Source organism: Streptomyces globisporus C-1027 (genome assembly GCF_000261345.2).
Taxonomy (GTDB): Bacteria; Actinomycetota; Actinomycetes; order Streptomycetales; family Streptomycetaceae; genus Streptomyces; species Streptomyces pakalii.
Map to the genome: position 1 here is coordinate 4,256,396 of NZ_CP013738.1, position 25,089 is coordinate 4,281,484.

Genomic DNA, 25,089 nt, shown 5'->3' on the forward strand with positions numbered 1-25,089 from the left:
GACGGCCCTTCGGCGGGACGAAGCGCTCACGTTCCGGCCCGTGGCCGATTAGGCTCGGCTCCCATGGAGCATGAGGTGTTCGTTCCGGTTCCCGTCCCGGCCCTGCTGCGCACCCTGGGCGATCCCACCCGGGTCGCCCGCTGCGTCCCAGGTCTCCAGCAGGACGCCGACGCGGCGTCGCCCCTGGCGGGCCGGCTGAAGCTGCGGGCCGGCGGCCACACCATCACCTACCGGGGCGAGCTGCTGCTCACCGGCCCGGAGGGAGACCGCTTCTCCGTGACCGGCAAGGGCGTGGAGGCCCGGGGCACCGGTGCGGTCGAGCTGGCCCTGACCATCGGCCTCACGGCGACGGACGGTGGGACGACGATCGCCTACAGCGGTACGGCCGACGGGGACGGGCGGCTGGTCGAGCTGGAGGAGGGCGCGGCACTCGCGGCCGCCCACCGGCTCCTGGACCGCTTCACCCAGCAGCTGGTGACGGAGTCGCTGGCGGGGCGGGAGGACGGGGACGCCGACGGAGACGCGGAAGCCGACGCCGATGCGGACGACGCCGTGGCCGCGGAGGGACTTGCGGGCGACGAGGAGGGCGCGGGCGGCTCGGGCGACGAGATCCGCGTGGACGACGAGATCCGCGCGGGCGACGTGGACGACGCGGACGGCTCGGGCGGTGACGACCACGGGTCCGTCTACGACTCACCCGTGCCGCCGCCCTCGCTCGACCCCGTCGCCGGGGTGGAGTTCACCGTTCCGGACGAGCCGCCCGCCGAGGCCGCGCACGCTCGCCGCACCATGATCGGGCGCAGCGCCGAGGAGGTCGACCACGCGCCGCCGCGCGGCCGGTACGCCCCCGTGCCCTCCCCGGAGGCGGGCGGTGCGAGCACCACCCTGCGGTGGGTCGCCCCCGCCGCCCTCGCGCTCGCCTCCGCCGTGGTGCTGGGCCGGGCGTTGCGGCGCCGCAGGCCCTGAGCCGCCAGTAGGGTCGTCGGGTGAGCAGCAGCGAAGAGAACGTCAGGCTGACCGTCGGCGCGGCCGAGTTGACCGTCGACCCCGTGCACGGCTGCCGGATCAGCAGCCTGCGGATCGGGATCACCGAACTGCTCCGCCAGGGCGATCGGTACGGCTGCTTCCCGATGGTCCCCTGGTGCGGGCGTACGGGGTACGGGCAGTTCCGCAACGGCGACGAGCTCCACGAGCTGCCGCTGAACTCCCCGCCGCACGCCATCCACGGCACCGGCCGGGACACCTCCTGGCACCCCGCGCACACGGCCGCCGATCTGGCCGAGGGGCGGGCGGCCTTCTACTACGACCTGGCGAAGCCCTGGCCGTACGAGGGCCGGGTGACGCAGACCTTCGAGCTGACCGAGGACACGCTCACGCTGGGCCTGGCCGTCGAGACGTACGGCGACTCCTTCCCGGCCCAGGCCGGCTGGCACCCCTGGTTCCACCGCACCCTCGACGGCCGGGACGCCGAGCTGTCCTTCGACGCCGCCTGGCAGGAGGAGCGGGGCGGGGACCATCTGCCGACCGGGCGGCGCACCGACCCGCAGCCCGGCCCGTGGGACGACTGCTTCGGCATGCCCGACGGCGTGGACGTGAAGATCACCTGGCCGGAGCGGCTGGAGCTGACGGTGAAGAGCCGCAGCGAGTGGGTGGTGGTCTACGACGAGCAGGACGAGGCCGTCTGCGTGGAACCGCAGTCCGGTCCGCCGAACGGGCTGAACACCGCACCCCGCCTGGTGACCCCGATCGACCCGCTGGAGATGACCACGACCTGGAGCTGGACGCGGCTCTGAGCCGGTGCCCGGCGCGTGCCCGGGCGTAGGCCTGGACGTGGGCCCGTGCGGCACCGCTTACCCTCGTGGACATGACTGACGTACGCGCTGACCTGCTCCAGCAGATCAAGGACAAGGCCGTGGTGCACGGCAAGGTGACCCTCTCCTCGGGTCTGGAAGCCGACTGGTACATCGACCTGCGCCGGATCACGCTGGACGGCAAGGCCGCGCCGCTGGTCGGGCAGGTCATGCTCGACGCCACTGCCGAGCTGGACTACGACTGCGTCGGCGGTCTGACGCTCGGCGCCGACCCGGTCGCCACCTCGATGCTGCACGCCTCCGCCGCCCGGGGTAAGAGCCTGGACGCGTTCGTCGTCCGCAAGGCGCAGAAGGCGCACGGGATGCAGCGCCGGATCGAGGGCACGGACGTCAAGGGCCGCCGCTGCCTGGTCGTCGAGGACACCTCCACCACGGGCGGCTCGCCGCTGACCGCCGTCGAGGCGGTCCGTGAGGCCGGTGGCGAGGTCGTCGCCGTCGCCGTGATCGTCGAGCGCGGTGCCGCTCCGGCCATCGCCGAGGCCGGTCTGCCGTACGTCCACGTGTACTCGGTGGCCGATCTCGACCTGGGCTGAACCCTCCCCGGACTCGGTTTCACGTGAAACCGGGTCCGCCGGGTGGAGCCGGATGGCAAGTCTGGGAAGATGGGGGCGACGATGACGTCGCCCCCAGGTCAGGGACTCACAGCCTGCACACCCGCACATCCCAAGGAGCGGTCAGATGCCCATCGCAACCCCCGAGGCTTACGCCGAGATGCTCGACCGGGCAAAGGCGGGCAAGTTCGCCTACCCGGCCATCAACGTGACCTCGTCCCAGACCCTGCACGCCGCGCTGCGCGGCTTCGCGGAGGCCGAGAGCGACGGCATCGTCCAGATCTCCACCGGTGGTGCGGAGTTCCTGGGCGGCCAGTACAACAAGGACATGGTCACGGGCGCGGTCGCCCTGGCCGAGTTCGCGCACATCGTCGCGGCGAAGTACGACGTCACCATCGCGCTGCACACCGACCACTGCCCCAAGGACAAGCTGGACGGCTACGTACGTCCGCTGCTCGACGTCTCCGCCGAGCGCGTCGCCAAGGGCCTCAACCCGCTGTTCCAGTCCCACATGTGGGACGGTTCGGCCGAGACCCTCGCCGACAACCTGGCCATCGGCCAGGAGCTGCTGGCCAAGGCCGCCGCCGCCAAGATCATCCTTGAGGTCGAGATCACCCCGACCGGCGGTGAGGAGGACGGCGTCACGCACGAGATCAACGACGAGCTGTACACGACCGTCGACGACGCGCTGCGTACCGCCGAGGCGCTCGGCCTGGGCGAGAAGGGCCGCTACCTGCTGGCCGCCTCCTTCGGCAACGTCCACGGTGTCTACAAGCCGGGCAACGTCGTGCTCCGCCCCGAGCTGCTGAAGGACCTCCAGGCGGGCGTCTCCGAGAAGTACGGCAAGCCGGCCGGCAGCCAGCCGTTCGACTTCGTCTTCCACGGCGGTTCGGGCTCCACCGCCGAGGAGATCGTCACCGCGCTGGAGAACGGCGTCGTGAAGATGAACCTCGACACCGACACCCAGTACGCCTTCACCCGCCCGGTCGCGGACCACATGTTCCGCAACTACGACGGTGTCCTGAAGGTCGACGGCGAGGTCGGCAACAAGAAGACCTACGACCCCCGCACCTGGGGCAAGCTCGCCGAGGGCGGCATGGCCGCGCGCGTCACCGAGGCCTGCGCGAACCTGCGCTCCACGGGCACGAAGCTGAAGTAGTCACCCGTCCGCACGGACGTGTGGACGTACGGTGCCGGGCCCGGTCCTCCCTCGGGGGGCCGGGCCCGTCGCTGTGCCGGGAGAGAGAAGAGGATCTGCTGTGGGCGCGCCCTACGACTTCGATACCGCCATCGACCGCCGGGGCACCTGGTGCGTCCAGTGGGACGGGGTCGCCGACCGGTTCGGCGTCGACGGCCTGCTGCCGTTCACCATCTCCGACATGGACTTCGCCACCGCCCCCGAGGTCCTGGCCGCGCTCCGGGCCCGTCTGGACCACGGGGTGTTCGGCTACACCACCTGGTGGCAGGACGACTTCCGCTCGGCGATCGCCCACTGGTACGCCACGCGGTACGGAACCGAGATCGACACCGGACAGCTCGTCTACGGGCCGTCCGTGCTCAGCCAGCTCTCCCAGTTGCTCCAGATGTGGACGGCGGAGGGGGACGGCGTCGTCGTCCACACCCCTGTGTACGACGGTTTCCGCAAGGCCATCACGGGGCTCGGGCGGGAGCTGCGCGGGGTGCCGGTGGGGGGCGAGGAGGCGCTGGAGCGGGAGCTTTCGCGGCGCGACGCGAAGGTGCTGGTGCTGTGCTCGCCGCACAACCCGACCGGCCGGGTGTGGACGGCCGACGAGCTGGCCCGGACGGCGGCGCTCGCCGAGCGGCACGGGGTCGCGGTGATCAGCGACGAGATCCACGCGGACTTCGTGCACGACGACGGTGCGGGGCGCGTCCATGTGCCGTGGACGCGGGTGGCGGGGGACGGCCGGTGGGCGCTGATCACCTCCGGGTCGAAGGCGTTCAACTTCCCGGCGCTGACCGGTTCGTACGGGTTCATCGGGGACCCCGGTGACCGGGCGGAGTTCCTGCGCCGGATGGAGACGGCGGAGGGGCTGGCGTCACCGGCCGTCCTGTCGCTGACCGCGCACATCGCGGCGTACCGGGAGGGGGCGGCGTGGCTGGACGCGGTGCGGGCGTATGTGGCGGGGAACCTGGGGTACGTCGCGGAGCGGCTGGGGGCGGCCTTCCCCGAGCTGGGGTGGGAGCCGCCGCAGGCCGGATACCTGGCGTGGATCGACCTGCGGCCGCTGGGGGTGGAGGAGTCCGCGTTGCAGCGGGTGCTGGTGGAGCGGGAGCGCGTGGCGGTGATGGGGGGTTCCGTCTACGGGGCGCCGGGGTGCGTGCGGCTGAACGTGGGGTGCCCTCGGGAGAAGGCGGTGCGGGGGGTGGAGGCGTTGGTGCGGGCGGTGGAGAGCCTTCGTTCAAGCCCCTCCGGCGCTTGAGGAGCGGGGGTGCGGGGGCAGCGCCCCCCGTGACGGTGCTCAGGGGTGCGGGCGGTGGAGCCGTGCGGTAGCCGCTGGTTTCGGGGGCGCTGCCCCCGGCCCCCGCTCCTCAAGCGCCGGAGGGGCTGGAAGTGCGGGCTCCTGCCCCGTGCGGGCACTCCGGGGGCTCCTCAATCGCCGGAGAGGCTTGAAGTGCGGGCCCAGCCATCGGCGCGGTTCTCCTCAAGCGCCGGAGGGCTGGAAGTGCGGGCACTTGCTCTGTCGGGGCACGCTGGCTCCATGGCTGCTGCTGGCTCCGCCCCCGGGGAGATCCGGGTCGCCTCGCCCGTCGGGCGCTGGGTCGTGCTGACCACCGTGCTCGGGTCCGGCATGGCGATGCTCGACTCCACCGTCATCAACGTCGCCCTGCCCCGTATCGGCGAGGACCTCGGCACCGACATGGCCGCCCTCCAGTGGACCGTCAACGCCTACATGCTCACGCTCGCCGGGCTGATCCTTCTCGGCGGGGCGCTCGGGGACCGTTACGGGCGGCGGCGGGTGTTCGTCGTCGGGGTGGTGTGGTTCGCGGTGGCCTCCCTGCTCTGCGGGATCGCGCCGAACGCGGGCGTGCTCATCGCCGCCCGGGCGCTCCAGGGCGTCGGCGGGGCGCTCCTCACGCCGGGGTCGCTCGCGCTCATTCAGGCCAGTTTCCATCCGGACGACCGGGCGCGGGCCGTGGGGCTCTGGTCCGGGTTCGGCGGGGTCGGGGCGGCCGTGGGGCCGTTCGTGGGCGGGTGGCTCGTCGACGGGCCCGGATGGCGGTGGGTGTTCCTGCTGAATCTGCCGCTCGCCGCGATCTGCGTACCCGTCGCGCTCCGGCACGTACCGGAGTCGCGGGATCCGGCAGCGCACGGGCGGTTCGACGTGCTGGGGGCCGGCCTCGGGGCCCTGGCGCTCGCCGGGGTGACGTACGCGCTGATCGAGGCCCCGGAGCAGGGCGCCTCGCCGCTCGTGATCGGGGCGGCCGTCGGCGGGCTGCTGCTGGGGGCCGCGTTCGTGGCGGTCGAGCGGCGGCGGGCCGATCCCATGCTGCCGCCGTCGATCTTCCGCTCCCGGCTGTTCACCTCGGTCAACCTGGTGACCTTCTGCGTCTACGCGGCCCTCGGCGGCTTCTTCTTCCTCTCCGCGATCCAGCTCCAGGTCGTCGCCGGGTACTCGGCGCTGGGGGCGGGCACCGCGCTGCTGCCCACCACCGTGCTGATGCTGCTCTTCTCCGCCCGGGCCGGTGAGCTGGGGCGGCGCATCGGGCCCCGGATCCCGCTCACCGTGGGGCCGCTGCTGGCCGCCGCCGGGATGCTCCTGATGCTGCGGGTGGGATCGGGCAGCGCCTCCTTCGGCGGGTACGTCACCGAGGTGCTGCCCGCCGTCCTGGTGCTCGGCGCCGGACTCGTCGTGGTCGTCGCACCGCTCACCGCGACCGTCCTGGCCGCCGTGGACGCCGGGCGGGCCGGGCTGGCCAGCGGCATCAACAACGCCGCCGCCCGGGCCGCCGGGCTCATCGCGGTGGCGGCCCTGCCGCTGCTCGCCGGGATGGGGCCCGAGGCGTACCGGGACGCGGGTGAGTTCGCCACGACGTTCCGGCGGGCGATGCCGATGTGTGCGGGGCTGCTGGTCGCCGGTGCCGTCCTCGCCTGGTGGACGGTGCGCACCCCGGCCGCGACCGCCGCCGTCCGGAGCGAGCGGCCCGAGTGCGCGGTGCACTGCGGGGTCACCGCCCCGCCGCTGGAGCCGCAGCGGCGGGAGGGGTGAGACCCGCCGGGGCCGTGGTGCCACCGGGGCGGGCAACGGGCCCACGGTCCGCCCGGGTCGCGGTGCCGCCGGGGCGTGCGGTCCGCTCGGGCCGCGGTGCCACTGGGACGGCGGCGGCCCTCACGGTCCGCCCGGGCCGTGGTGCCGCTGGGACGGCGTCGGCCCTCACGGTCCGCCCGGGCCGCGGTGCCGCCGGGGCGGCGACGGCCCTCACGGTCCGCCCGGGCCGTGGTCCCGCCGGGACGTGACGGCAGGCACACTTGAACCATGTCCATCCACGAGAACCTGCTCGGGGGCCCCGCCCCGACCCACCTCCCCGACGACCCCGAGCCGCGCGAGCTGCTCGCCGCCGGCACCCCGCCCGCCGAGGTCGCCGCGAAGTACCCCACCTCCTCCCTCGCCTGGGCGCAGCTCGCCGACGAGGCGTACGAGGGCGGCCGGGTCGTCGAGTCGTACGCGTACGCCCGTACCGGCTACCACCGCGGCCTCGACTCCCTGCGCCGGGCCGGCTGGAAGGGCCACGGGCCCGTCCCGTTCGAGCACGAGCCGAACCGCGGCTTCCTGCGCGCCCTGCACGCCCTGGCCAGGGCCGCGGGCGCGATCGGCGAGACCGAGGAGCACGAGCGCTGCTCGACGTTCCTGCGGGACTCCTCGCCGACCGCCGCCGACATCCTGGGCTGACCCGGGCGCGTACCACTGAGCGGCTCCCCGCCCGAGCACATCGGGCGGGGAGCCGCTTAGTATGCGAGCAGGGGACCGGAGCTCCACCACCTCACGGAAGGGGCGGACCGCTACCCGGAAGCTCGTGTCGAGGAGACAGAAATGTCGACCAACCACCCCGACCCCGAAGCCACCGGTGCGGACACCCCGTACCTGGACTTCGCGGGAACGACTCCGTACGAGGACTACGTCCAGGCGGATGTCCTGACCCACCTCCAGCACCTGCGCTCGGACGATCCCGGCGAGATGGTCTTCCTGGTCACCACCCAGGTCATGGAGCTGTGGTTCACGGTCATCGTCCATGAGTGGGAGACCGCCACCCGCGCCCTGCGCGAGGACCGCATACCCGTCGCGCGCGACGCCCTCAAGCGTTCGCTGCGCGAGCTGGAGGCGCTCAACGAGTCCTGGCGGCCGCTCGCCGGGCTCACCCCCGCCCAGTTCAACTCCTACCGGGGCTCCCTCGGCGAGGGGTCCGGATTCCAGTCCGCGATGTACCGGCGGATGGAGTTCCTGCTCGGCGACAAGTCCGCCTCCATGCTGGTGCCGCACCGGGGCGCGCCCCGGGTCTACGCCGAGCTGGAGAAGGCGCTCGGGGAGCCCAGCCTGTACGACGAGACCCTCGCCCTGCTGGCCCGGCGCGGGTACGCGATTCCCGAGGCCGTCACCACCCGGGACCTGACCCAGCGGTACGAGCCGTCGCCCGAGGTCGAGGCCGTGTGGGCGGAGATCTACGCCTCCGACGACCAGAACGACGAGCTGGTCCGCCTCGGTGAGCTGCTCACCGACGTCGGGGAGCTGGTGTGGCGCTGGCGGAACGACCACCTCGTCGCCACCCGCCGCGCGATGGGCTCCAAGACCGGCACCGGCGGTTCCGCCGGGGTCGCGTGGCTGGAGAAGCGCGCCACGAAGAACGTGTTCCCCGAGCTGTGGACGGCGCGTAGCCATGTCTGAGACCACGACCACCGCCACGACCACGGCGGAGGACCTCCGCGCGCGGGCGCTGAAGCTCGACGCCGCCGATCCGCTCGCCGGCCGCCGCGAGCTCTTCGCGCTCGACGACGGCGTCTACCTCGACGGCAACTCGCTGGGCGCGCTGCCCGTCCACGTCCCCGCCCGGGTGCAGGACGTCCTCACCCGCCAGTGGGGCGAGCTGCGCATCCGGTCCTGGGACGAGAGCGGCTGGTGGACCGCGCCCGAGCGGATCGGCGACCGGATCGCGCCGCTCGTCGGGGCCGCCGCCGGGCAGATCGTCGTCGGGGACTCGACCAGCGTGAACGTCTTCAAGGCCGTCGTCGCCGCGGCCCGGATCGCGGGCGAGGGACGCGACGAGATCCTGGTTGACGCGACGACCTTTCCCACGGACGGGTACATCGCGGCGTCCGCCGCCCGGCTCACCGGCCACCGGCTGGTGCCCGTGGACCCGGCCGACGTACCGGCCGCGCTCGGTCCCCGTACCGCCGTGGCCCTGCTCAACCACGTCGACTACCGCTTCGGCCGGCTGCACGACCTGCCCGGGCTGACCGCCGCCGTCCACGCGGCGGGCGCGGTCGCGGTGTGGGACCTCTGCCACACCGCGGGCGCGCTGCCCGTCGGGCTCGACGAGCACGGGGTGGACCTGGCGGTCGGCTGTACGTACAAGTACCTCAACGGCGGCCCCGGTTCGCCCGCGTACCTGTACGTCGCCGAGCGCCACCAGGCCGCCTTCGACTCGCCGCTGCCGGGCTGGAACTCGCACGCCGACCCGTTCGGCATGACCCCCGGCTACGTCCCGGCGGACGGTTCCGTACGGGGCCGGGTCGGCACCCCCGACATCGTCTCCATGCTGACGCTGGATGCGGCGCTCGACGTGTGGGACGGGGTGTCGGTGGACACCGTACGGGCCAAGTCCCTGGCGCTGACGGACTTCTTCCTGGAGTGCGTCGAGGCGTACGTTCCGGCGGGCCGGGTCACCTCCGTCACTCCGTCCGCGCACGCCGAACGCGGCAGTCAGGTCGCTCTGCGCTGCGAGGACGCCGAGCCCGTGATGCGCCGCCTCATTGAGCGGGGCGTCGTCGGCGACCTGCGCCGGCCGGGCGTGCTGCGGTTCGGCTTCACCCCGCTGTACGTCGGATTCGCCGACGCGGAACGGGCGGCGCGGGTACTGGCCGAGGTGCTGGCGGAGATCCCGCCGTCCGGCCCGGCGGCCTGACGAGCCGTCAACATGTGTGCGACCGGGCGGGGGCGGTACCGAGTGCTGGTACCGTCCCCGCAGGTCAACCCAGTTGGGCAGCACACACGCACAGGCCACGGGCAGAGGACGGTTGAGCAGCATGTCGGATTCCCCGGGTTCCCCGGACTCTGCGGCGCGTGATCGGGACGAGGCGGAGAGCGCGTCGGCGTTCGCCCATCCTCCCGTCGCCCCCGACGCCACCGCCGCCTACGGGGACCACCCCGACCAGGTCGTCGACTTCTACGCCCCGCGCGACGGCAGCACCGCCGCCCCGCTCGTCGTCCTCCTGCACGGCGGCGCCTGGCGGGCCCCGTACGACCGGGCCCATGTCTCCCCGCTCGCGGACTTCCTGGCCCGCCGGGGCTTCGCCGTGGCCAACGTGGAGTACCGGCGCGGCGGCGACGACATCCCGCAGCAGCGCGGCGGCGAGGGGCAGCACGCTCCGGGTGCCGACCCGGTCGCGGGGCGCTGGCCGGAGACCTTCGACGACGTGGCCGCGGCCCTGGACGCGATGCCCGTGCTGGCCGCCCGCGAGCTGCCGGGCGCCGATGTGCGCCGGATCGTGGTCACCGGGCACTCGGCGGGCGGGCACCTCGCCCTGTGGGCGGCGGCGCGGCACGTCCTGCCCGAGGGGTCGCCGTGGCGGCTGCCCGCCCCGCCGCCACTGCGTGGGGTCGTCGCCCTGGCCCCGATCGCGGACTTCGCGGCGGCGGTCCGGCTGGGGGTGTGCGGCGGCGCGGTCACCCAGCTCCTGGGCGGGGAGGCCGACTTCGCGGACCGGGCGGCGCACGCTGACCCCGGGGTGCTGCTGCCCACCGGGATCGCCACCGCGATCGTCCAGGGGGCCGACGACATCGTCGTCCCGCAGGCCGTCTCCGAGGCGTACGTCGACGCGGCGGCCCAGGCCGGCGAGACGGTCGGGCTGACGCTGCTCGGCGGCGTCGGGCACTTCCCGCTGATCGACCCGGCCGCCGACGCCTGCGCCGTCGTCGCCGAGGAGATCACCCAGCTCGCCTGGTGAACCCCTCCCGAAGGGAGGACCGGGAAGAGACCTGGAATAGAGGACCGAAGCTGTCCTCGGCGGTCCCTACCTTGGTCGTGTTGCCGCTCAGACGGAGTCGGAACCGACGAAGGAGACCTGATGACGATCCTGGTGACCGGAGCCACGGGAACGGTCGGCCGCCGCGTGGTCGAGCAGCTGCTGGAACGCGGTGAGCACGTCCGGGCCCTGACCCGCGACCCGGAGCGGGCGGAGTTCCCGGCCGGGGTCGAGGTGGTCGGCGGCGACCTGGAGGACCCGGCGTCGCTGGTTCCCGCGCTGCGCGGGGCGACCGGGCTGCATCTCATCACCTTCGGCGGGGCCCTCTTCGCCCCGCTGGAGACCGCCGACGAGATCCTCGCCCTGGCCGAGGAGGCGGGCGTGCGCCGGGTGACCGTGCTGCACGGCGGCGGGGAGACCCCGATGGAGACGGCGGTGCGCGCGAGCGACTTCGCGTGGACGGTCGTGATGCCGGTGGAGTTCATGGCGAACGCCCTGGAGTGGGCGCCCGGCATCCGGAGCGAGGGCGTGGTGCGCGAGCCGTTCGTGGACCGGCTGAGCGCGATGGTCCACGAGTCGGACATCGGCGCGGTGGCGGCCGTCGCCCTCACCGAGGACGGTCACGGCGGCCAGGAGTACCTGGTCACCGGACCGCAGGCGCTGACCGTCCGCGACAGGACGACGGACATCGCCGCGGCGCGGGGCGCGGACGTGGAGCTGGTCGAGCTCACGGAGGAGCAGGCGCTGGAGACCTGGCGGGGCCAGGGCATGCCGGAGGACGTGATCGCGTTCCTGATCGACGTCTACCGGGACACGCCGCCGGAGGGCCGGACCGTGCTCGACACGGTGGAGAAGGTCACCGGGCGGCCGGCGCGGACCTTCGCCCAGTGGGCCGAGGAGCACGCGTACGCCTTCCGCGCGGAGGCCTCACCGGAGGCCTCACCGGAGGCCTCACCGGACCTCCGGGGCGGCACGGCGGAGGCGGGTAGTCCTTGAGAGGGACGCTCCGGGATCCGTAGCGATGGTGACGACCCGCCGTCCGCCGCCGCCTACCGTGGAAGCGTGACCGAGACCCAGACGAAGACCAGTAGCCCGGAGTTCCGGGCAGCCGCAGGGGCGATAGACGGCCTGCGGGACGACCTCCTGCGCAACGTGTTCGCCTACCGGCCGCTGCCGCCGCTCAACCCCGACGGACGGATCCTGCGGCGGCTGCCCGAGGGGCTGCGCCGGTTCGTCGTCTGGACTCCGCACGCCATCGTGCTGTTCGCCGCGTTCCTCGTGATGATGGCCGGGTTCGCCGAGTGGGAGTTCCGCCTCCTGATGGGGCTGGTCCCCGCGATCGCGGTGGCGATGACCCTCATCAGGCCGGTCGCCGCCTTCTGGGCGTCGATGGTGGCCGCCGTTCTCTGCGCCGTCCTCGGCAGCGAGGGGCTGTGGGGGCCGAGCGCCTTCGGGGCGCAGCTGGTGGTGATGGTGGTCGTGGCGGCCCGGACCCGGCCCCGCACGGCTGCCTGGATGTGGCTGCTGACCCTCCTGTTCGGGGTGCTGCTGGAGGGCGGTGACCCGTCGATCACCGCGCCCCTGGCGACGCTCTCCGCCTTCGCGCTGCTCGTCGTCGCCGTGGTCCAGATCCGGCGCGACGCCGAACGCGAGGTCACCGTGCAGCGCACCGTCACCGCCGTCGAGCGCGACCGGCGCACGCTGCTGGAGGAGCGCACCACCATCGCCCGGGAGCTGCACGACGTGGTGGCCCACCACATGTCGGTCGTCGCGATCCAGGCCGAGGCCGCCCCCTACCGGGTGGAGAACCCGCCCCCGGAGCTGGAGCAGGCCTTCGTCACCATCCGGGAGAACGCCGTGGCCGCCCTGACCGAGCTGCGCCGCGTCCTCGGGGTCGTCCGGGCGGAGGACTACGAGGCCCCGGACGCCCCGCAGCCCACGCTCGCCGCGCTCGACGGGCTCCTGGACAACGTCCGCGAGACGGGCCTGGAGACGGAGAAGGTGATCACCGGGGCCGTCCGCGAACTGCCGCAGGGCGTCGAGCTGTCTGCGTACCGGATCGTCCAGGAGGCCCTGAGCAACAGCCTGCGGCACGCACCGGGCTCCTCGGCCCGGGTCGAGCTCGGCTATGTCCTCGGCGGGCTCGGGCTGCGCGTGGTCAACGGGCCCGCGCGGGGCCTGGTCAAGCCCTCGCCCGGCGCCGGGCACGGGATCACCGGGATGCGGGAGCGGGTCGCGATGCTGAACGGCGAGATGACGGCCGGGGCGACGGCCGACGGCGGGTACGAGGTCGCGGTGTTCCTCCCCGTACCGCTGTCCGAGCAGCCGGAGCAGTCGGAGCCCCGCGAGGCGGCGACGAAGACGGACCGGGCGGGCAACGCCGACACCGTCGTCATCGACCGGGACGGCCGGGCATGAGCGACACCGACATCCGGGTCCTGATCGTCGACGACCAGATGATGGTCCGCGAGGGCTTCTCGGTGCTGCTCAACGCGATGCCCGGGATCACCGTCGTGGGCGAGGCGCTGGACGGCCGGCAGGCGCTCGACCAGGTCGCCGCCCTGCGCCCGGACGTCGTCCTGATGGACATCCGCATGCCGGAGATGAACGGCATCGAGGCGACCCGCGAGATCGTCGCCCGGGACGCCGACGCCAAGGTCCTGGTGCTGACGACCTTCGACCTCGACGAGTACGTCTACCAGGCGCTGCGGGCCGGGGCCTCGGGCTTCCTCCTCAAGGACGCCTCGGCCCGGCAGCTCGCGGACGGGGTACGGGTGGTGGCCTCGGGCGAGGCGCTGCTCGCCCCGACGGTCACCCGGCGCCTCATCACCGAGTTCTCCAAGCTCGCGGAGACCCCGCGGCCGCCCGCGCTGGCCCGGATCGGGGATCTCACCGAGCGCGAGACGGAGGTGCTCGTCCTCATCGCGCAGGGGCTCTCCAACGCGGAGATCGCCTCGCACCTGATCGTCGCCGAGTCCACGATCAAGACGCATGTGAGCCGCATCCTGGTGAAGCTGGGGCTGCGCGACCGGACCCAGGCGGCGGTGTTCGCGTACGAGGCGCGGCTGGTCACTCCGGGGTAGCCGGACCGGTGCCCGACCTGGGCCGGACCCCTTGCGGCGGGCGCGGGCGCGGGCGCGGGTAGCGTCGGGCCATGCACGTGTCCTTCGACCCCTGGTCGCCCGCGTTCGTCGCCGATCCCTACCCCGCCTACACCGCGCTGCGCGCCGCCGGCCGCGCGCACTGGTTCGAGCCGACGGGGCAGTGGCTGATCCCGCACCACTCCGACGTATCGGCCCTGCTGCGCGACCGGCGCCTCGGGCGTACGTATCTGCACCGCTTCAGCCACGAGGAGTTCGGGCGCACCCCGCCGCCGCCCGAGCACGAGCCGTTCACCACGCTCAACGGGCAGGGCATCCTCGATCTGGAGGCCCCCGACCACCCCCGGATCCGGCGGCTGATCTCCAAGGCGTTCACCCCGCGTACGGTCGAGAACCTGGCCCCGACCGTACGGCGGCTGGCGGCCGAGCTGGTCGACGCGTTCGTCGCCAAGGGCGGCGGGGACCTGCTGGCGGAGGTCGCGGAGCCGCTGCCGGTCGCCGTCATCGCGGAGATGCTGGGCGTCCCGGAGGCGGACCGGGGGCTGCTGCGGCCCTGGTCGGCGGCGATCTGCGGGATGTTCGAGCTGAACCCGTCGGCGGAGACGGCGGCCGCCGCCGTCGCCGCCTCCGTGGACTTCTCCACGTATCTGCGCGGCCTGATCACCGAGCGGCGGGCGGACCCCGGCGACGACCTGATCTCGGCGCTCATCGCCGCCCACGACGAGGGCGAGCGGCTGACCGAGCAGGAGATGATCTCCACCTGTGTGCTGCTGCTGAACGCGGGCCACGAGGCGACGGTGAACACCACCGTCAACGGCTGGCGGACCCTCTTCCACCACCCGGAGCAGCTGGCCGCCCTGCGCGCCGACCCCGCGCTGCTGCCCACCGCGATCGAGGAGCTGCTGCGCTACGACACCCCGTTGCAGATGTTCGAGCGCTGGGTGCTGGACGACATCGAGATCGACGGCCAGGTGATCGGGCGGGGCGCGGAGGTGGCGCTGCTGTTCGGCTCGGCCAACCGGGATCCGGAGCGGTTCGCGCGCCCGGACGTCCTGGATCTGTCCCGTACGGACAACCCGCACATCACCTTCGGCGCGGGCATCCACTTCTGCCTGGGCGCCCCGCTGGCGCGCCTGGAGCTGGCGGCATCCTTCGGGGAGCTGCTGCGGAAGGCGCCCGCGCTGCGGATGACGACGGAGCCGGAGTGGCAGCCGGGGTATGTGATCCGGGGGCTGAAGGAGCTGCGGGCGGAGGTGTAGGCAAGCCTCCGGCCCGGGTCAGCAGGGTGAGCCGCAGTCCTCCAGCGTCCGCGTCCCGGCCAGGACGTCGAAGCCGTACCCGAAGGCGGTGATCCCGGCGACGGCTGCCACCAGCCCGAGCGCGGGGCGCCACCGGCCGCGGACGAGCGCGAAGACGGCGAGGGCGGCGACGGCCCCGCCCACGGCCATGACGGGCAGACCCAGCCAGAGGACGGCGGGGTTGGTCTCTCCCTCGAAGCCGCCGAAGAGGCCCCTGCGGCCGTACGGGAACCAGACCGCGATGCCCGCGAGGGCGCCGAGGACGGCGGTCAGGCAGCCGATGGTTCCGGTGAGGGCGTCGCGTCGCGGGTTCTCGGTTCGCATGCTGCGGGGGACGCGAGGGGGCGCGGGCCCGGTTCCGGGGCGCAGTCAAGCCCCTCCGGGGGTTCCTTCTGGGCCCCTCCGGCGATTGAGGAGCGGGGGTACGGGGGCAGCGCCCCCGAAACAGCGCCCCGGAACTACGTCAGCGGGTACGAGTGCCGCCCCGACGCCTCGTCGATCTCGTCGTGCGCCTTGGTCAGCAGTTTCATCGCCAGTTCGTTGAGCGCCCTCGCCCCCGCGATCTCCTCGCCGACCCGCTGCTGGTCGGCGTCCGAGGGATGGCGGCTGGCGTAGCCGTGGGCGCGTACCTCTGTTCCGTCGGAGAGGCGGACGAGCGCCGCCGCGCGCGTGCGGTGCGTGTCCTCCTCGAATTCGAGGTCGATGTGCCATCCGACAGCGATCCTGGTCATGACGGTCACCTCCGGGACCGGGGGCGGGCAGGGAGGACGGCTCCGGGGCCGTCTCCTACCAGCGTGCGCCCGCCGCCGCGTCCGCGCTCGCCGGGCCCGGCAGCATCAGCCCCCAGGCGCCCGCCCGGACCGTCCACGTCCGGGTCCGCACCGGCCCCCCGGTCTGTATGTCGGCCCGGTAGCGGAAGTCCGCGCCGGAGACCGTGACGGCCTTGGCCTCCGCCGTGACGTCCTCGCCGGAACCGGTGCGGACGACGACGTCGGCGAGGCCCCCGCCGCCCTGGGAGGTGACCGAGAGGTCCCGGACGGGCGTGTCCAGGTCGCTCAGCAGCACCCCGTCCGCCTCGATGCGCAGGCGGTGCGTGCCCGGGTTCGTCGTGGCGGCGACCGGGGCCGGGCGGACGAGGGAGGTCACCAGCGAGCGGCAGGTGTCCCAGACGGCCGTGACGCCCGCGTGCGGGGTCCCGGAGCCGGGCGGCGGGGGAGGAGGGGCCGGGATGCGCAGGCGGCCCAGGACCACGCCGTCGCTGTCGTCGACCAGCAGGTCCAGGCGGCGCACCGCACCGTCCAGCGCGGTCCGGGCGGCTGCCACCGCGCCCCGGGGGACGCCGAGGGCGTGGGCCACCTCCAGCGCGTGGGCGGCGCCGACGGGGATCAGGGAGAGGACGCCGGCGGCCAGCTCCCGTTCGCGGTGCAGCTGGGCGACGGCGCGCAGCAGCGCATGGTCGTCACCGACGACGACGGGCCGGCGCGCACCCCGCCGGGACAGGGCCCGGGCGAACTCCTCGGGGGTGTCCGGAAGGCAGATCTTGGCGTGCGCACCGGCGCTCAGCACGTCCTTGGCGATACGGACGGACTCGCCGTCACTCCGGCGGGCGACCGGGTCGATGACCACCAGGAGCTGGTCGTCGCCGTCGCCAGGGGGCTCTGCAGCCGACACCTCGGTCCTTCCTCGGGTAGCATCTTGGTGCAAGAGCCCCTTGCGCTATTGCGCCAGGGGCTTCGTCTATTCCGGGGCACCCGGTTCGACGGCTCAGGCTGTGCAGTACATCGTCGTACGGCAGGTACGACCTTGACGTACGCCCCCTGACCTTGGACATGCCCCGCCCGGAAGGGGTGTACGCCTGTGCCCGCACTTGTGCTGCTCGGTGCTCAGTGGGGTGACGAGGGCAAGGGGAAGGCCACCGATCTCCTCGGTGGATCCGTGGACTATGTCGTGCGATACCAGGGCGGTAACAACGCCGGTCACACGGTCGTCGTGGGCGACCAGAAGTACGCACTTCATCTCCTCCCCTCCGGAATCCTGTCGCCGGGTTGTACCCCGGTCATCGGGAACGGTGTCGTGGTCGACCCGGCGGTCCTGCTCTCCGAGCTGAGCGGTCTGAACGAGCGAGGCGTCGACACGTCCAAGCTTCTGATCAGCGGCAACGCTCATTTGATCACTCCGTACAACGTCACGCTCGACAAGGTGACCGAGCGCTTCCTCGGGAAGCGCAAGATCGGCACGACGGGCCGGGGCATCGGCCCGACGTACGCCGACAAGATCAACCGGGTGGGGATCCGCGTCCAGGACCTCTACGACGAGTCGATCCTGGAGCAGAAGGTGGAGGCGGCCCTGGAGCAGAAGAACCAGCTCCTGGCCAAGGTCTTCAACCGCCGGGCGATCGAGGCCGGCAAGGTCGTCGAGGACATGCTCCAGTACGCGGAGCAGATCAAGCCGTTCGTCGCCGACACGACCCTGATCCTGAACGAAGCCATCGACGACGGCAAGGTCGTGCTCTTCGAGGGCGGCCAGGGCACCCTGCTCGACGTCGACCACGGCACGTACCCCTTCGTCACCTCGTCGAACCCGACGGCGGGCGGCGCCTGCACCGGCGCCGGTGTCGGCCCGACGAAGATCAGCCGCGTCATCGGCATCCTCAAGGCCTATACGACGCGGGTCGGCGCCGGTCCGTTCCCGACCGAGCTGTTCGACGAGGACGGCGAGGCGCTGCGGCGCATCGGCGGCGAGCGCGGTGTCACCACCGGCCGTGACCGCCGCTGCGGCTGGTTCGACGCCCCGATCGCGCGGTACGCGACCCGGGTGAACGGCCTGACCGACTTCTTCCTCACCAAGCTGGACGTCCTCACCGGCTGGGAGCGGATCCCGGTCTGCGTGGCGTACGAGATCGACGGCAAGCGCGTCGAGGAGCTCCCGTACAACCAGACCGACTTCCACCACGCGAAGCCGATCTACGAGACCCTGCCGGGCTGGTCCGAGGACATCACCAAGGCCAAGACCTTCTCCGACCTGCCGAAGAACGCGCAGGGTTACGTGAAGGCCCTGGAGGAGATGTCGGGCGCCCCGATCTCCGCGATCGGCGTCGGCCCCGGCCGGACCGAGACGATCGAGATCAACTCGTTCCTGTAGGCGGTGCTGCGGCCGTGGGGCCCGGGATCGGATCGTGAGGATCCGCATCCCGGGCCCCACGGTTTCCTGGCCGGTCGCTGCCTTGACAGGTCCAGACCAATGCGGTTTGGCTGTGGCTCCCCCCGTGTCGGCCCGCCGGGGCGCTCCGGCGCTCGGCGTGCCCCGCCGAAGGAGTGAGCAGCCCTGTCCCGCATCGACCGCTTCACGAAGCTCCTGACCGTGCCGGCCGCTCTGGCCGCCGTCCTCGTGCCGACCGCCCCCGCCGCCTCGGCCGCCGCGCCCGCCACCCAGCCCTGCGCGCCGCTCCACAGCCCGACGGCCGACTACCGCGCCGGGGACACCGTCTCCCACCACGGCCGCAACTGGAGCGCCAAGTGGTGGACGCGCGGGGAGAATCCGGGCGCCGGGTCCGCCTGGGCCGACCGGGGCGCCTGTACGGGAGGGGTCTCCGACTTCGTCATCGGCGAGGAGGAGTTCGACGCGATCTTCCCGGACCGCGACCCCTTCTACACGTACCAGGGCCTGATCGACGCGCTGCACGCCTACCCGCGCTTCGCCAACGTGGGTACGCCGCAGACGCGGGCCCGGGAGGCGGCGGCGTTCCTGACGCACGCTGACTTCGAGTCGGTGGGGCTGAAGTACGTCAAGGAGATCAACGAGGCCAACTACTGGCGCAAGTGCGACGACACCCAGCCCTTCGGCTGCCCGGCCGGGCGTGAGGCCTACTACGGGCGCGGCCCGATCATGTTCAGCTGGAACTTCAACTACAAGGCCGCCGGGGACGCCCTCGGGCTCGATCTGCTGAACGATCCCTGGCTGGTCGAGCGCGATCCGTCCGTCGCCTGGGCCACCGCCCTCTGGTACTGGAACACCCAGAACGGCCCCGGCACCATGACCTCGCACGACGCGATGGTCGGCGGCGCGGGCTTCGGTGAGACGATCCGCTCGCTCAACGGGGCCCTGGAGTGCGACGGCGGCAACCCGGCGTCGGTGGCCGCGCGGGTGGAGCGGTACGAGCGCATCACCGGCATCGTCGGGGTGGCCCCGGGGGCCGGGCTCACCTGCTGAGCCGGGCCCGAGGCTGTCCGGAGGGGGAGCGGGGCTGTCCGCATGCTGGGCGGGGCGGAAGATTTTACTTTCGCTTCCGCCCCCGTTCGCGGGGGATCCGGATGGACTCCTTCCGGAATAGCGGCTGTTGAGAGTGCTCTTGGCGCCCTGGCCGCAGGTGGCCGAGGTCCGTCACCGGCGCGGCCTATGCTCATTTCGAGGATGGTCTAGACCTTGACAGGTCCAGACCATCCTCGCTTGAGTGTCGGGCACCCCCACAGCGGCGCACGGCCGGACGTCGCGCCGCGTCCAAGGAGTGTGATCACGTGATCCGACGTGTCATGAGCCTGCTGGTCGCGCTCGGCGCGGTCGTCGCGGGCCTCGTCGTGCTTCCCGCCGCCACCGCGCAGGCCGCCACCTGTGCCACGGCCTGGAGCTCCTCCGCCGTCTACACGAACGGTGGCTCGGTCTCGTACAACGGCCGTAACTACACGGCCAAGTGGTGGACCCAGAACGAGCGTCCGGGTTCGTCGGACGTGTGGGCCGACAAGGGCGCCTGCGGTACCGGCGGGGGCGGTGAGGACCCGGGCCAGAGCAACGGATTCGTCGTCAGCGAGGCCCAGTTCAACCAGATGTTCCCGAACCGGAACCCCTTCTACACCTACCAGGGCCTGACCGACGCCCTCAGCGCCTACCCGGCCTTCGCCAACACCGGCAGCGACGAGATCAAGAAGCGCGAGGCGGCCGCCTTCCTCGCCAACGTCAGCCACGAGACCGGCGGGCTGGTGTACATCAAGGAAGTCAACGAGGCGAACTACCCGCACTACTGCGACGCGAGCCAGCCCTACGGCTGCCCGGCCGGCCAGTCCGCGTACTACGGCAAGGGCCCGATCCAGCTGAGCTGGAACTTCAACTACAAGGCCGCCGGTGACGCCCTCGGCATCGACCTGCTGAACAACCCCTACCTGGTCGAGCAGAACGCCGCCGTCGCCTGGAAGACCGGCCTCTGGTACTGGAACACCCAGTCCGGCCCCGGCACCATGACCGGCCACAACGCCATCGTGAACAACGCCGGCTTCGGCGAGACGATCCGCTCCATCAACGGCGCGATCGAGTGCAACGGCGGCAACCCTGCCCAGGTCCAGAGCCGGATCGACAAGTTCACGCAGTTCACCCAGGTTCTCGGCACCACCACCGGCTCGAACCTGAGCTGCTGACCTGCTGACCCGAAGGCCCTCGTGAGGGCCTGAGAACCCCACCCGAGCGGGGGGTGCGTCCGGCGAAAACCGGAACGCACCCCCCGTTTCGGCGTCCGGCCCCCGTCACACCAACTGCGGCCGCACCGACATCAGCAGATGCCGGTGCGTGCCCGTGCCCGCCCCGTCCGTGATCAGCGCGCGCTGTCCCGCTCCCAGCAGCTGGAGCCGCAGGGCAGGACCCGTGAAGGAGGCCAGGGCGTCCGCCAGATACGCCGGGTTGAAGGCCACCGTCAGCTCCTCGGCCCCCTCCAGCGTGGCCGGCAGCCGCTGGGAGGCCACGTCGTCCTCGTAGCCCGCCCGGAGCGTCACGGAGGCGTCGGCGCGGGAGAATGTCATCTGCACCGGGCTGTCCCCGTCGGCGACGACGGAGACCCGCTTGGCCGCCTCCGTCAGCCGGGCTCGGTCCACCACCGCCACGGCCGGGTCCTCCAGCGCGAACAGCTTGTCGTGGCGCGGCAGTCGGCCTTCCAGGAGCCGGACGGTGGTCCGCATGCCCGCATGCTCGAAGCCCGCCGAACCGGGGTCCAGGGCGAGGCTCACCAGACCGGAGCGGCCCAGCGAGCGGGCGATCTCGGTGAGCCGGCGGGCGGAGACGATGACGTCGGCGCTCTCGCCGGGCGCGGCCGCCTTCCACGGGAGGGTCCGCACGGCGAAGCGGTAGCGGTCGGTCGCGGCGAGCGTCATCGTGTCGCCGTCGAGCCCCAGCCGGATCCCGGTGAGCACGGGCAGCGTGTCGTCGCGCCCCGCCGCCACCGCCACATCGGCCACCGCCGCCGCGAACAGCTCCGCGTCCACCGCGCCCCGCACCTGCGGAAGCGGGGGAAGGGCCGGGTAGTCGTCCAACGGCAGTACGGAGAGGCCGAACCGGGCCCCGTCGCCCGACACCGTGAATCGTGACCCTTCCACCGCGCACTCCACGGGGCCGTCGGGCAGCACCTTGCAGATGTCCAGCAGCCGCCGCCCCATGACGAGCACCTTCCCGGGCCACAGGACCTCGGCCTCCACGTCGATGCGCGCGGACGCCTCGTAGTCCAGCCCGGAGATCCGCAGCCGTCCGTCCCTGGCCTCGGATCCGGCCGCGGCTTCCGTGTCCAGCAGCAGTCCGCCCAGCACGGGGACGGGGGAGCGCACGGGCAGGACGCGGGCCGCCCAGGACACGGCCTCGGCCAGGGCACTGCGTTCGATGCGGAACTCCATGGGGCGCCTTCCTCGGACGTCGAAGTCGTCGGCCGACTCCTGCGTACGACGGTACGAGGCACCACTGACAATCAGGCGCGCCCACAGCGCAGCCCGTGCGCGCGGGAGCGCGGCAACCGGCGACAGCGACCACCCCCGTGAGCCGCTGCCGCCGCATTGCCGCGGTCCCGTGTTCCGGCCTCCCCCTTCGTCCCCCGGCGTGCCGGAACACGTTCGGACGATAGATCGGAGGGTAGGGGCACCGGGAGATTCAATACGCCCAATGGGACGGCCGCCGAGGTATCGATCCGCACAGTCAGAAGGGCCCGGTCACCGGCGACACGGCTGTGTCCTGGGCGGAACGGGGGACTGATGCGATCAGGGGAGCGCGCGGACGATCTTCTGCGGATGCACCGGCTGGCCCGCACCGGCGGGACGGCCGAGCTGCTGCGCTGGCTGGCCGGGCGGACCGAGGGCTGGGCCGGGCTCGTCGGGCCGGACGGGACGGTGCTGCACGCCGCGGCCCGTACGGCGGGGGCGATGGTGCCCGATGTCGCGGGGCTGGTCGCCGAGGGCGCGAGCGCCCTCACCGAGCGGGGTGTCCAGGCGTACTCCGTGGACACCGGTGCGTACACCGCTCTCCTCTTCCCGCTCGGCGTCTCCCCTCCGGGGGCCGGGGACCCCTCCGCTCCCGTGCTCGCCGTTGTCACGCCCCGGCCGGTGGCCGCCGGGCTCGCCACGCGGCTGGCCGACGTGGTCCTGCCGCTGTCCCTGTGCCTCCAGGCCGAGACACTGGAGCGCAAGCGCCGCCGGGTGGACCTCGCCGAGTCCCGGGGCCGTGAGGCGGTGCTGCACCTGCTGATGACGGGTCAGCTCTCCATCGCCCAGCAGGTCGCCGGTGCGCTGCGCCCCCGGCTTCCCGATCCGGTACGGGTGTGTGTCGTGGAGTGTTCCGGCGGCGGGCGCGACGAGGTGGCCCGGGTCTGCGCGGACGTGGACGGCGGCCGTTCCTGGATCGTGCGGTGCCCCGTCTACGCCCGCCACCTCATCCTGGTCATGCCCGCGGAGGCGGAGGCGCTGGAGCCGGGGTCCGTCCCGCCCGACGAGACCGTCGCCGCCCGGGTGGGCGACTGCGTGGTGGGCGTCAGCGAGCCCGTGCCGCTGGCCGACACCGCGACCGGCTACCGCCAGGCCTTCCACGCCCTGGCCGTCGCCCGCGAACTGCCCAACCGGCACGCCCGGTTCGGGGTCTCGCCGGATTCCGCGCTCGTCGTCGGACCGGCCGGCCACCGGTGGGCGGACGAGCTGCTGAGGCCGCTCCTGACCCATGTTCCGCGCCGCGCGCAGGACCCCGGGAGCCAGGAGCTGCTGGCCACGGCCGCGTCCTGGCTGGCGTTCTCGTCCCACGCGACGGTGCATCTCAAGGTCCACCGCAACACCCTCGCCGCCCGGCTGCGGCTCATCGGCGAGCTGCTCGGCCTCGACCTGCACCGGCTGGCCGACCAGGCCGCCCTCGATCTGGCCCTGCGTGTCCGCTCTACGCCCGCCCCGGCGTGCACCCCCGAGCCCGCGCAGTCCGGATCGCCGGCTTCGGGTACGTCGGCCTCCGGTACGTCGGAGCCGGCGGGCGGTCTCGACGCGATCCTGGTCCGCCCCGCCGTACGCGACTGGGCGGACCAGCAACTGGCCCCCGTCCTCGGCGCCGAGGAGACCCTGCGCACCTGGGTACGGTGCGAGGGCCGCATCGGCCCGGCCGCAGCCGAGCTGGGCATCTCCGTGCCCGGCGCGCGCAAGCGCCTCACCCGCCTCGAAACGCTGCTCCAGCGCTCGCTGCTGAGGCCCCCGAGCGCCCGTTACGACCTGTGGCTGGCGCTGAGGTCCCGGGACCTGACGGCAGCGGCCTGAAGGCGTCGTGCGCGGGGGGCGTGCCGGTCACTGCCGGTGGTCGCCGCCCAGCAGCAGCCAGTCGTTCTTGGACAGCCCGAGAGAGCCCGGGCCGAAGGAGACCGACGACGTGTAGAGCGGCCCGGACGCGCCGCCGGGCAGAACCCACACCGCGCCCTGGCCGTTCTCCTGCGCCGCGCCCACCACGAGGTCGGGCCGCCCGTTCTTGTTCAGGTCCCCGGCGCTCACCGTCGCGCCGAACCGGTCCCCGGCCTCCACCCCGCCCGGCACCCCGGCGGTGTCCTGCGTGAACGCGTACGAGCCGGAGCCGAGTTGCCCCGTACGCCGACCGGGTACGACCACGACGCCCCCGGCGTCCGCCTTCTTGCCGACCGCCTCGCCGGGCACCCCGACGATGATCTCGGCCGCACCGTCCTTGTTCAGGTCCGCGACCGCGACCGACGCCCCGAACGCGTCGTCGCGCTCCCCGCCGCCGGGCACTCCCGCCGTGTCCTGGTGGATGGTCATCGGCGGCTTGTCGTACGCCACACCGGACTTCGACCCGAACCACACGTGCACCGCCCCGCCGAGGTGGCCGATGGGCCCCTCCACCGGGTGCGGGTCGTCGGGGTCACCGAGCACGACGTCCCCGTAACCGTCCCCGTTGACGTCCCCCACGGCCGCGACGAGCCCGTCGCCGCCGTGCAGCTGGTTGATCTTCTCCCAGGTCGAGTTGACGTAGACGGCTCCGCCGCTCCGGCCGCCCATGCGCCCGTTGACGAGGACACGGTCGGCGGCCTTGTCGCCGTTCAGGTCCCCGAAGGCGGCGGCGTTCATGAAGCCGGTCTCGTTGTGCAGGTAGGACGAGGCGACGACCTTGCCGGACCGCTTGAACGGCCCGGTCAGGCGCGTGGAGTTGTTGCGGTTCACGACGAGGACCTGAGCCCCGTCAGGGCCGGACCAGGCGGCGACGTCCTGTCCTGCCATCCCTTGCTTCTCCTCAAGTACCGGCAGCGCGACGCCGGACACCGGGCCCTTCTTCCCGCCCCACAGGACGGTGACCGCGCCGGCCGACTGCTTGGAGCCGATCTTCTCCTGCGGCGATCCGACGACGATGTCCGCGAATCCGTCCTTGTCGAGGTCCGCGAGGGCGATCGACGCACCGAAGGCGTCGCCCTCCTCGGCCGTCCCCGGAACGCCCGCCGAGTTCTGCGTGATCACGGCCCGCTGGGCGGCGGAGACGCCCTTGGCCGACCCGTAGAGCACGACGACGGCCCCGGCGTACGCCTGGCCCGCGACGGTGGCTCCGGGCGCCGGGAGGACGATGTCCCCGTACCCGTCCCCGTTGATGTCGTGCGGGACCGGCAGCGCCGTGGCCCCCGCTGTCACCCCGGACAGCGTGGTCGCGGCGACGGTCATCGCGGCGGTCGCGGCCAGTGCCGCGAAACGTCTGGTCCGAGCGGTGTGTCCGGTCATGTGCGTGGTGCCCCCACCCCTGAGTTGCTGACGTATGGAGGTATTGAGCCACGCGCCCTCGCGCCGCCGTCACGCGGGGCACCCTGAT

At 73.0% G+C, this 25,089-nt stretch carries 23 protein-coding genes; 18 read left to right on the plus strand and 5 right to left on the minus strand.

What is annotated here, in order from left to right; all coding sequences use genetic code 11:
• The first annotated feature begins 63 nt into the window (after positions 1 to 63).
• From WQO_RS18605 to WQO_RS18670, 14 genes are all read left to right on the plus strand, one after another.
• Positions 64 to 966, plus strand: a complete 903-nt coding sequence (locus tag WQO_RS18605) for an SRPBCC domain-containing protein (RefSeq protein WP_010063201.1) — start codon at positions 64 to 66, stop codon at positions 964 to 966.
• Positions 967 to 986: 20 nt separating this feature from the next.
• Positions 987 to 1,793 (plus strand): aldose epimerase family protein, encoded by an 807-nt coding sequence (locus WQO_RS18610; RefSeq protein WP_058954030.1) that lies wholly within the window; start codon positions 987 to 989, stop codon positions 1,791 to 1,793.
• A gap of 71 nt (positions 1,794 to 1,864) precedes the next feature.
• Entirely contained in the window at positions 1,865 to 2,404 is a 540-nt protein-coding gene (gene pyrE, locus WQO_RS18615) for an orotate phosphoribosyltransferase (RefSeq protein WP_010063206.1), read from the plus strand.
• A gap of 145 nt (positions 2,405 to 2,549) precedes the next feature.
• The gene (gene fbaA, locus WQO_RS18620) at positions 2,550 to 3,581 is read left to right on the plus strand and encodes a class II fructose-bisphosphate aldolase (RefSeq protein WP_010063207.1); all 1,032 of its coding nucleotides are present in this window, start codon (positions 2,550 to 2,552) and stop codon (positions 3,579 to 3,581) included.
• Between the two features lie 100 nt (positions 3,582 to 3,681).
• Entirely contained in the window at positions 3,682 to 4,863 is a 1,182-nt protein-coding gene (locus WQO_RS18625) for a MalY/PatB family protein (protein ID WP_010063208.1), read from the plus strand.
• Positions 4,864 to 5,142: 279 nt separating this feature from the next.
• On the plus strand, positions 5,143 to 6,651 hold the full coding sequence (locus tag WQO_RS18630) for a DHA2 family efflux MFS transporter permease subunit (protein WP_058954031.1): 1,509 nt from the start codon (positions 5,143 to 5,145) through the stop codon (positions 6,649 to 6,651).
• 267 nt (positions 6,652 to 6,918) lie between these two features.
• Positions 6,919 to 7,332, plus strand: coding sequence for a DUF3151 domain-containing protein (locus tag WQO_RS18635; RefSeq protein ID WP_029182568.1), 414 nt, complete (start codon positions 6,919 to 6,921; stop codon positions 7,330 to 7,332).
• A 141-nt stretch (positions 7,333 to 7,473) separates the two neighbouring features.
• Positions 7,474 to 8,322, plus strand: coding sequence for a tryptophan 2,3-dioxygenase family protein (locus tag WQO_RS18640; RefSeq protein WP_010063210.1), 849 nt, complete (start codon positions 7,474 to 7,476; stop codon positions 8,320 to 8,322).
• Complete coding sequence (kynU, locus tag WQO_RS18645) at positions 8,315 to 9,559, plus strand: kynureninase (RefSeq protein WP_010063211.1); 1,245 nt, start codon at positions 8,315 to 8,317, stop codon at positions 9,557 to 9,559. The genes WQO_RS18640 and kynU overlap by 8 nt, the downstream gene beginning before the upstream one ends.
• Before the next feature lie 121 nt (positions 9,560 to 9,680).
• A complete protein-coding gene (locus tag WQO_RS18650; RefSeq protein ID WP_058954032.1) occupies positions 9,681 to 10,601 on the plus strand; it encodes an alpha/beta hydrolase in 921 nt (306 codons plus the stop codon).
• 120 nt (positions 10,602 to 10,721) lie between these two features.
• A complete protein-coding gene (locus WQO_RS18655; protein WP_010063213.1) occupies positions 10,722 to 11,615 on the plus strand; it encodes an NAD(P)H-binding protein in 894 nt (297 codons plus the stop codon).
• 66 nt (positions 11,616 to 11,681) lie between these two features.
• Entirely contained in the window at positions 11,682 to 13,037 is a 1,356-nt protein-coding gene (locus tag WQO_RS18660) for a sensor histidine kinase (protein ID WP_010063215.1), read from the plus strand.
• Complete coding sequence (locus WQO_RS18665) at positions 13,034 to 13,702, plus strand: response regulator (protein WP_006126329.1); 669 nt, start codon at positions 13,034 to 13,036, stop codon at positions 13,700 to 13,702. Before WQO_RS18660 ends, WQO_RS18665 begins: the two co-directional genes overlap by 4 nt.
• A 71-nt stretch (positions 13,703 to 13,773) precedes the next feature.
• Positions 13,774 to 14,979, plus strand: a complete 1,206-nt coding sequence (locus WQO_RS18670; RefSeq protein WP_058954033.1) for a cytochrome P450 — start codon at positions 13,774 to 13,776, stop codon at positions 14,977 to 14,979.
• Between the two features lie 18 nt (positions 14,980 to 14,997).
• On the opposite strand, the gene WQO_RS18675 is transcribed toward WQO_RS18670, so the two are convergent.
• From WQO_RS18675 to WQO_RS18685, 3 genes are all read right to left on the minus strand, one after another.
• Positions 14,998 to 15,342, minus strand: a complete 345-nt coding sequence (locus tag WQO_RS18675; protein ID WP_010063218.1) for a hypothetical protein — start codon at positions 15,340 to 15,342, stop codon at positions 14,998 to 15,000.
• Positions 15,343 to 15,476: 134 nt separating this feature from the next.
• Complete coding sequence (locus WQO_RS18680; RefSeq protein WP_010063219.1) at positions 15,477 to 15,749, minus strand: DUF1876 domain-containing protein; 273 nt, start codon at positions 15,747 to 15,749, stop codon at positions 15,477 to 15,479.
• Positions 15,750 to 15,804: 55 nt separating this feature from the next.
• Entirely contained in the window at positions 15,805 to 16,689 is an 885-nt protein-coding gene (locus tag WQO_RS18685; protein WP_010063221.1) for a diacylglycerol kinase family protein, read from the minus strand.
• Between the two features lie 186 nt (positions 16,690 to 16,875).
• On the opposite strand from WQO_RS18685, the gene WQO_RS18690 reads away from it, so the two are divergent.
• From WQO_RS18690 to WQO_RS18700, 3 genes are all read left to right on the plus strand, one after another.
• Positions 16,876 to 18,159 carry an adenylosuccinate synthase gene (locus WQO_RS18690; RefSeq protein ID WP_026237801.1) on the plus strand — a complete coding sequence of 428 codons (1,284 nt, stop codon included), beginning with the start codon at positions 16,876 to 16,878 and terminating at the stop codon, positions 18,157 to 18,159.
• Between the two features lie 219 nt (positions 18,160 to 18,378).
• A complete protein-coding gene (locus WQO_RS18695; RefSeq protein ID WP_010063226.1) occupies positions 18,379 to 19,227 on the plus strand; it encodes a glycoside hydrolase family 19 protein in 849 nt (282 codons plus the stop codon).
• A gap of 305 nt (positions 19,228 to 19,532) precedes the next feature.
• Entirely contained in the window at positions 19,533 to 20,423 is an 891-nt protein-coding gene (locus tag WQO_RS18700; RefSeq protein WP_010063227.1) for a glycoside hydrolase family 19 protein, read from the plus strand.
• A gap of 105 nt (positions 20,424 to 20,528) precedes the next feature.
• On the opposite strand, the gene dnaN is transcribed toward WQO_RS18700, so the two are convergent.
• Positions 20,529 to 21,662: a DNA polymerase III subunit beta gene (gene dnaN / locus WQO_RS18705; RefSeq protein ID WP_010063228.1), complete on the minus strand. Its 1,134-nt coding sequence runs from the start codon at positions 21,660 to 21,662 to the stop codon at positions 20,529 to 20,531.
• 387 nt (positions 21,663 to 22,049) lie between these two features.
• On the opposite strand from dnaN, the gene WQO_RS18710 reads away from it, so the two are divergent.
• On the plus strand, positions 22,050 to 23,546 hold the full coding sequence (locus WQO_RS18710; RefSeq protein ID WP_010063229.1) for a PucR family transcriptional regulator: 1,497 nt from the start codon (positions 22,050 to 22,052) through the stop codon (positions 23,544 to 23,546).
• A 27-nt stretch (positions 23,547 to 23,573) separates the two neighbouring features.
• On the opposite strand, the gene WQO_RS18715 is transcribed toward WQO_RS18710, so the two are convergent.
• Complete coding sequence (locus WQO_RS18715; protein WP_010063230.1) at positions 23,574 to 25,001, minus strand: FG-GAP repeat protein; 1,428 nt, start codon at positions 24,999 to 25,001, stop codon at positions 23,574 to 23,576.
• Between the last annotated feature and the right edge of the window lie 88 nt (positions 25,002 to 25,089).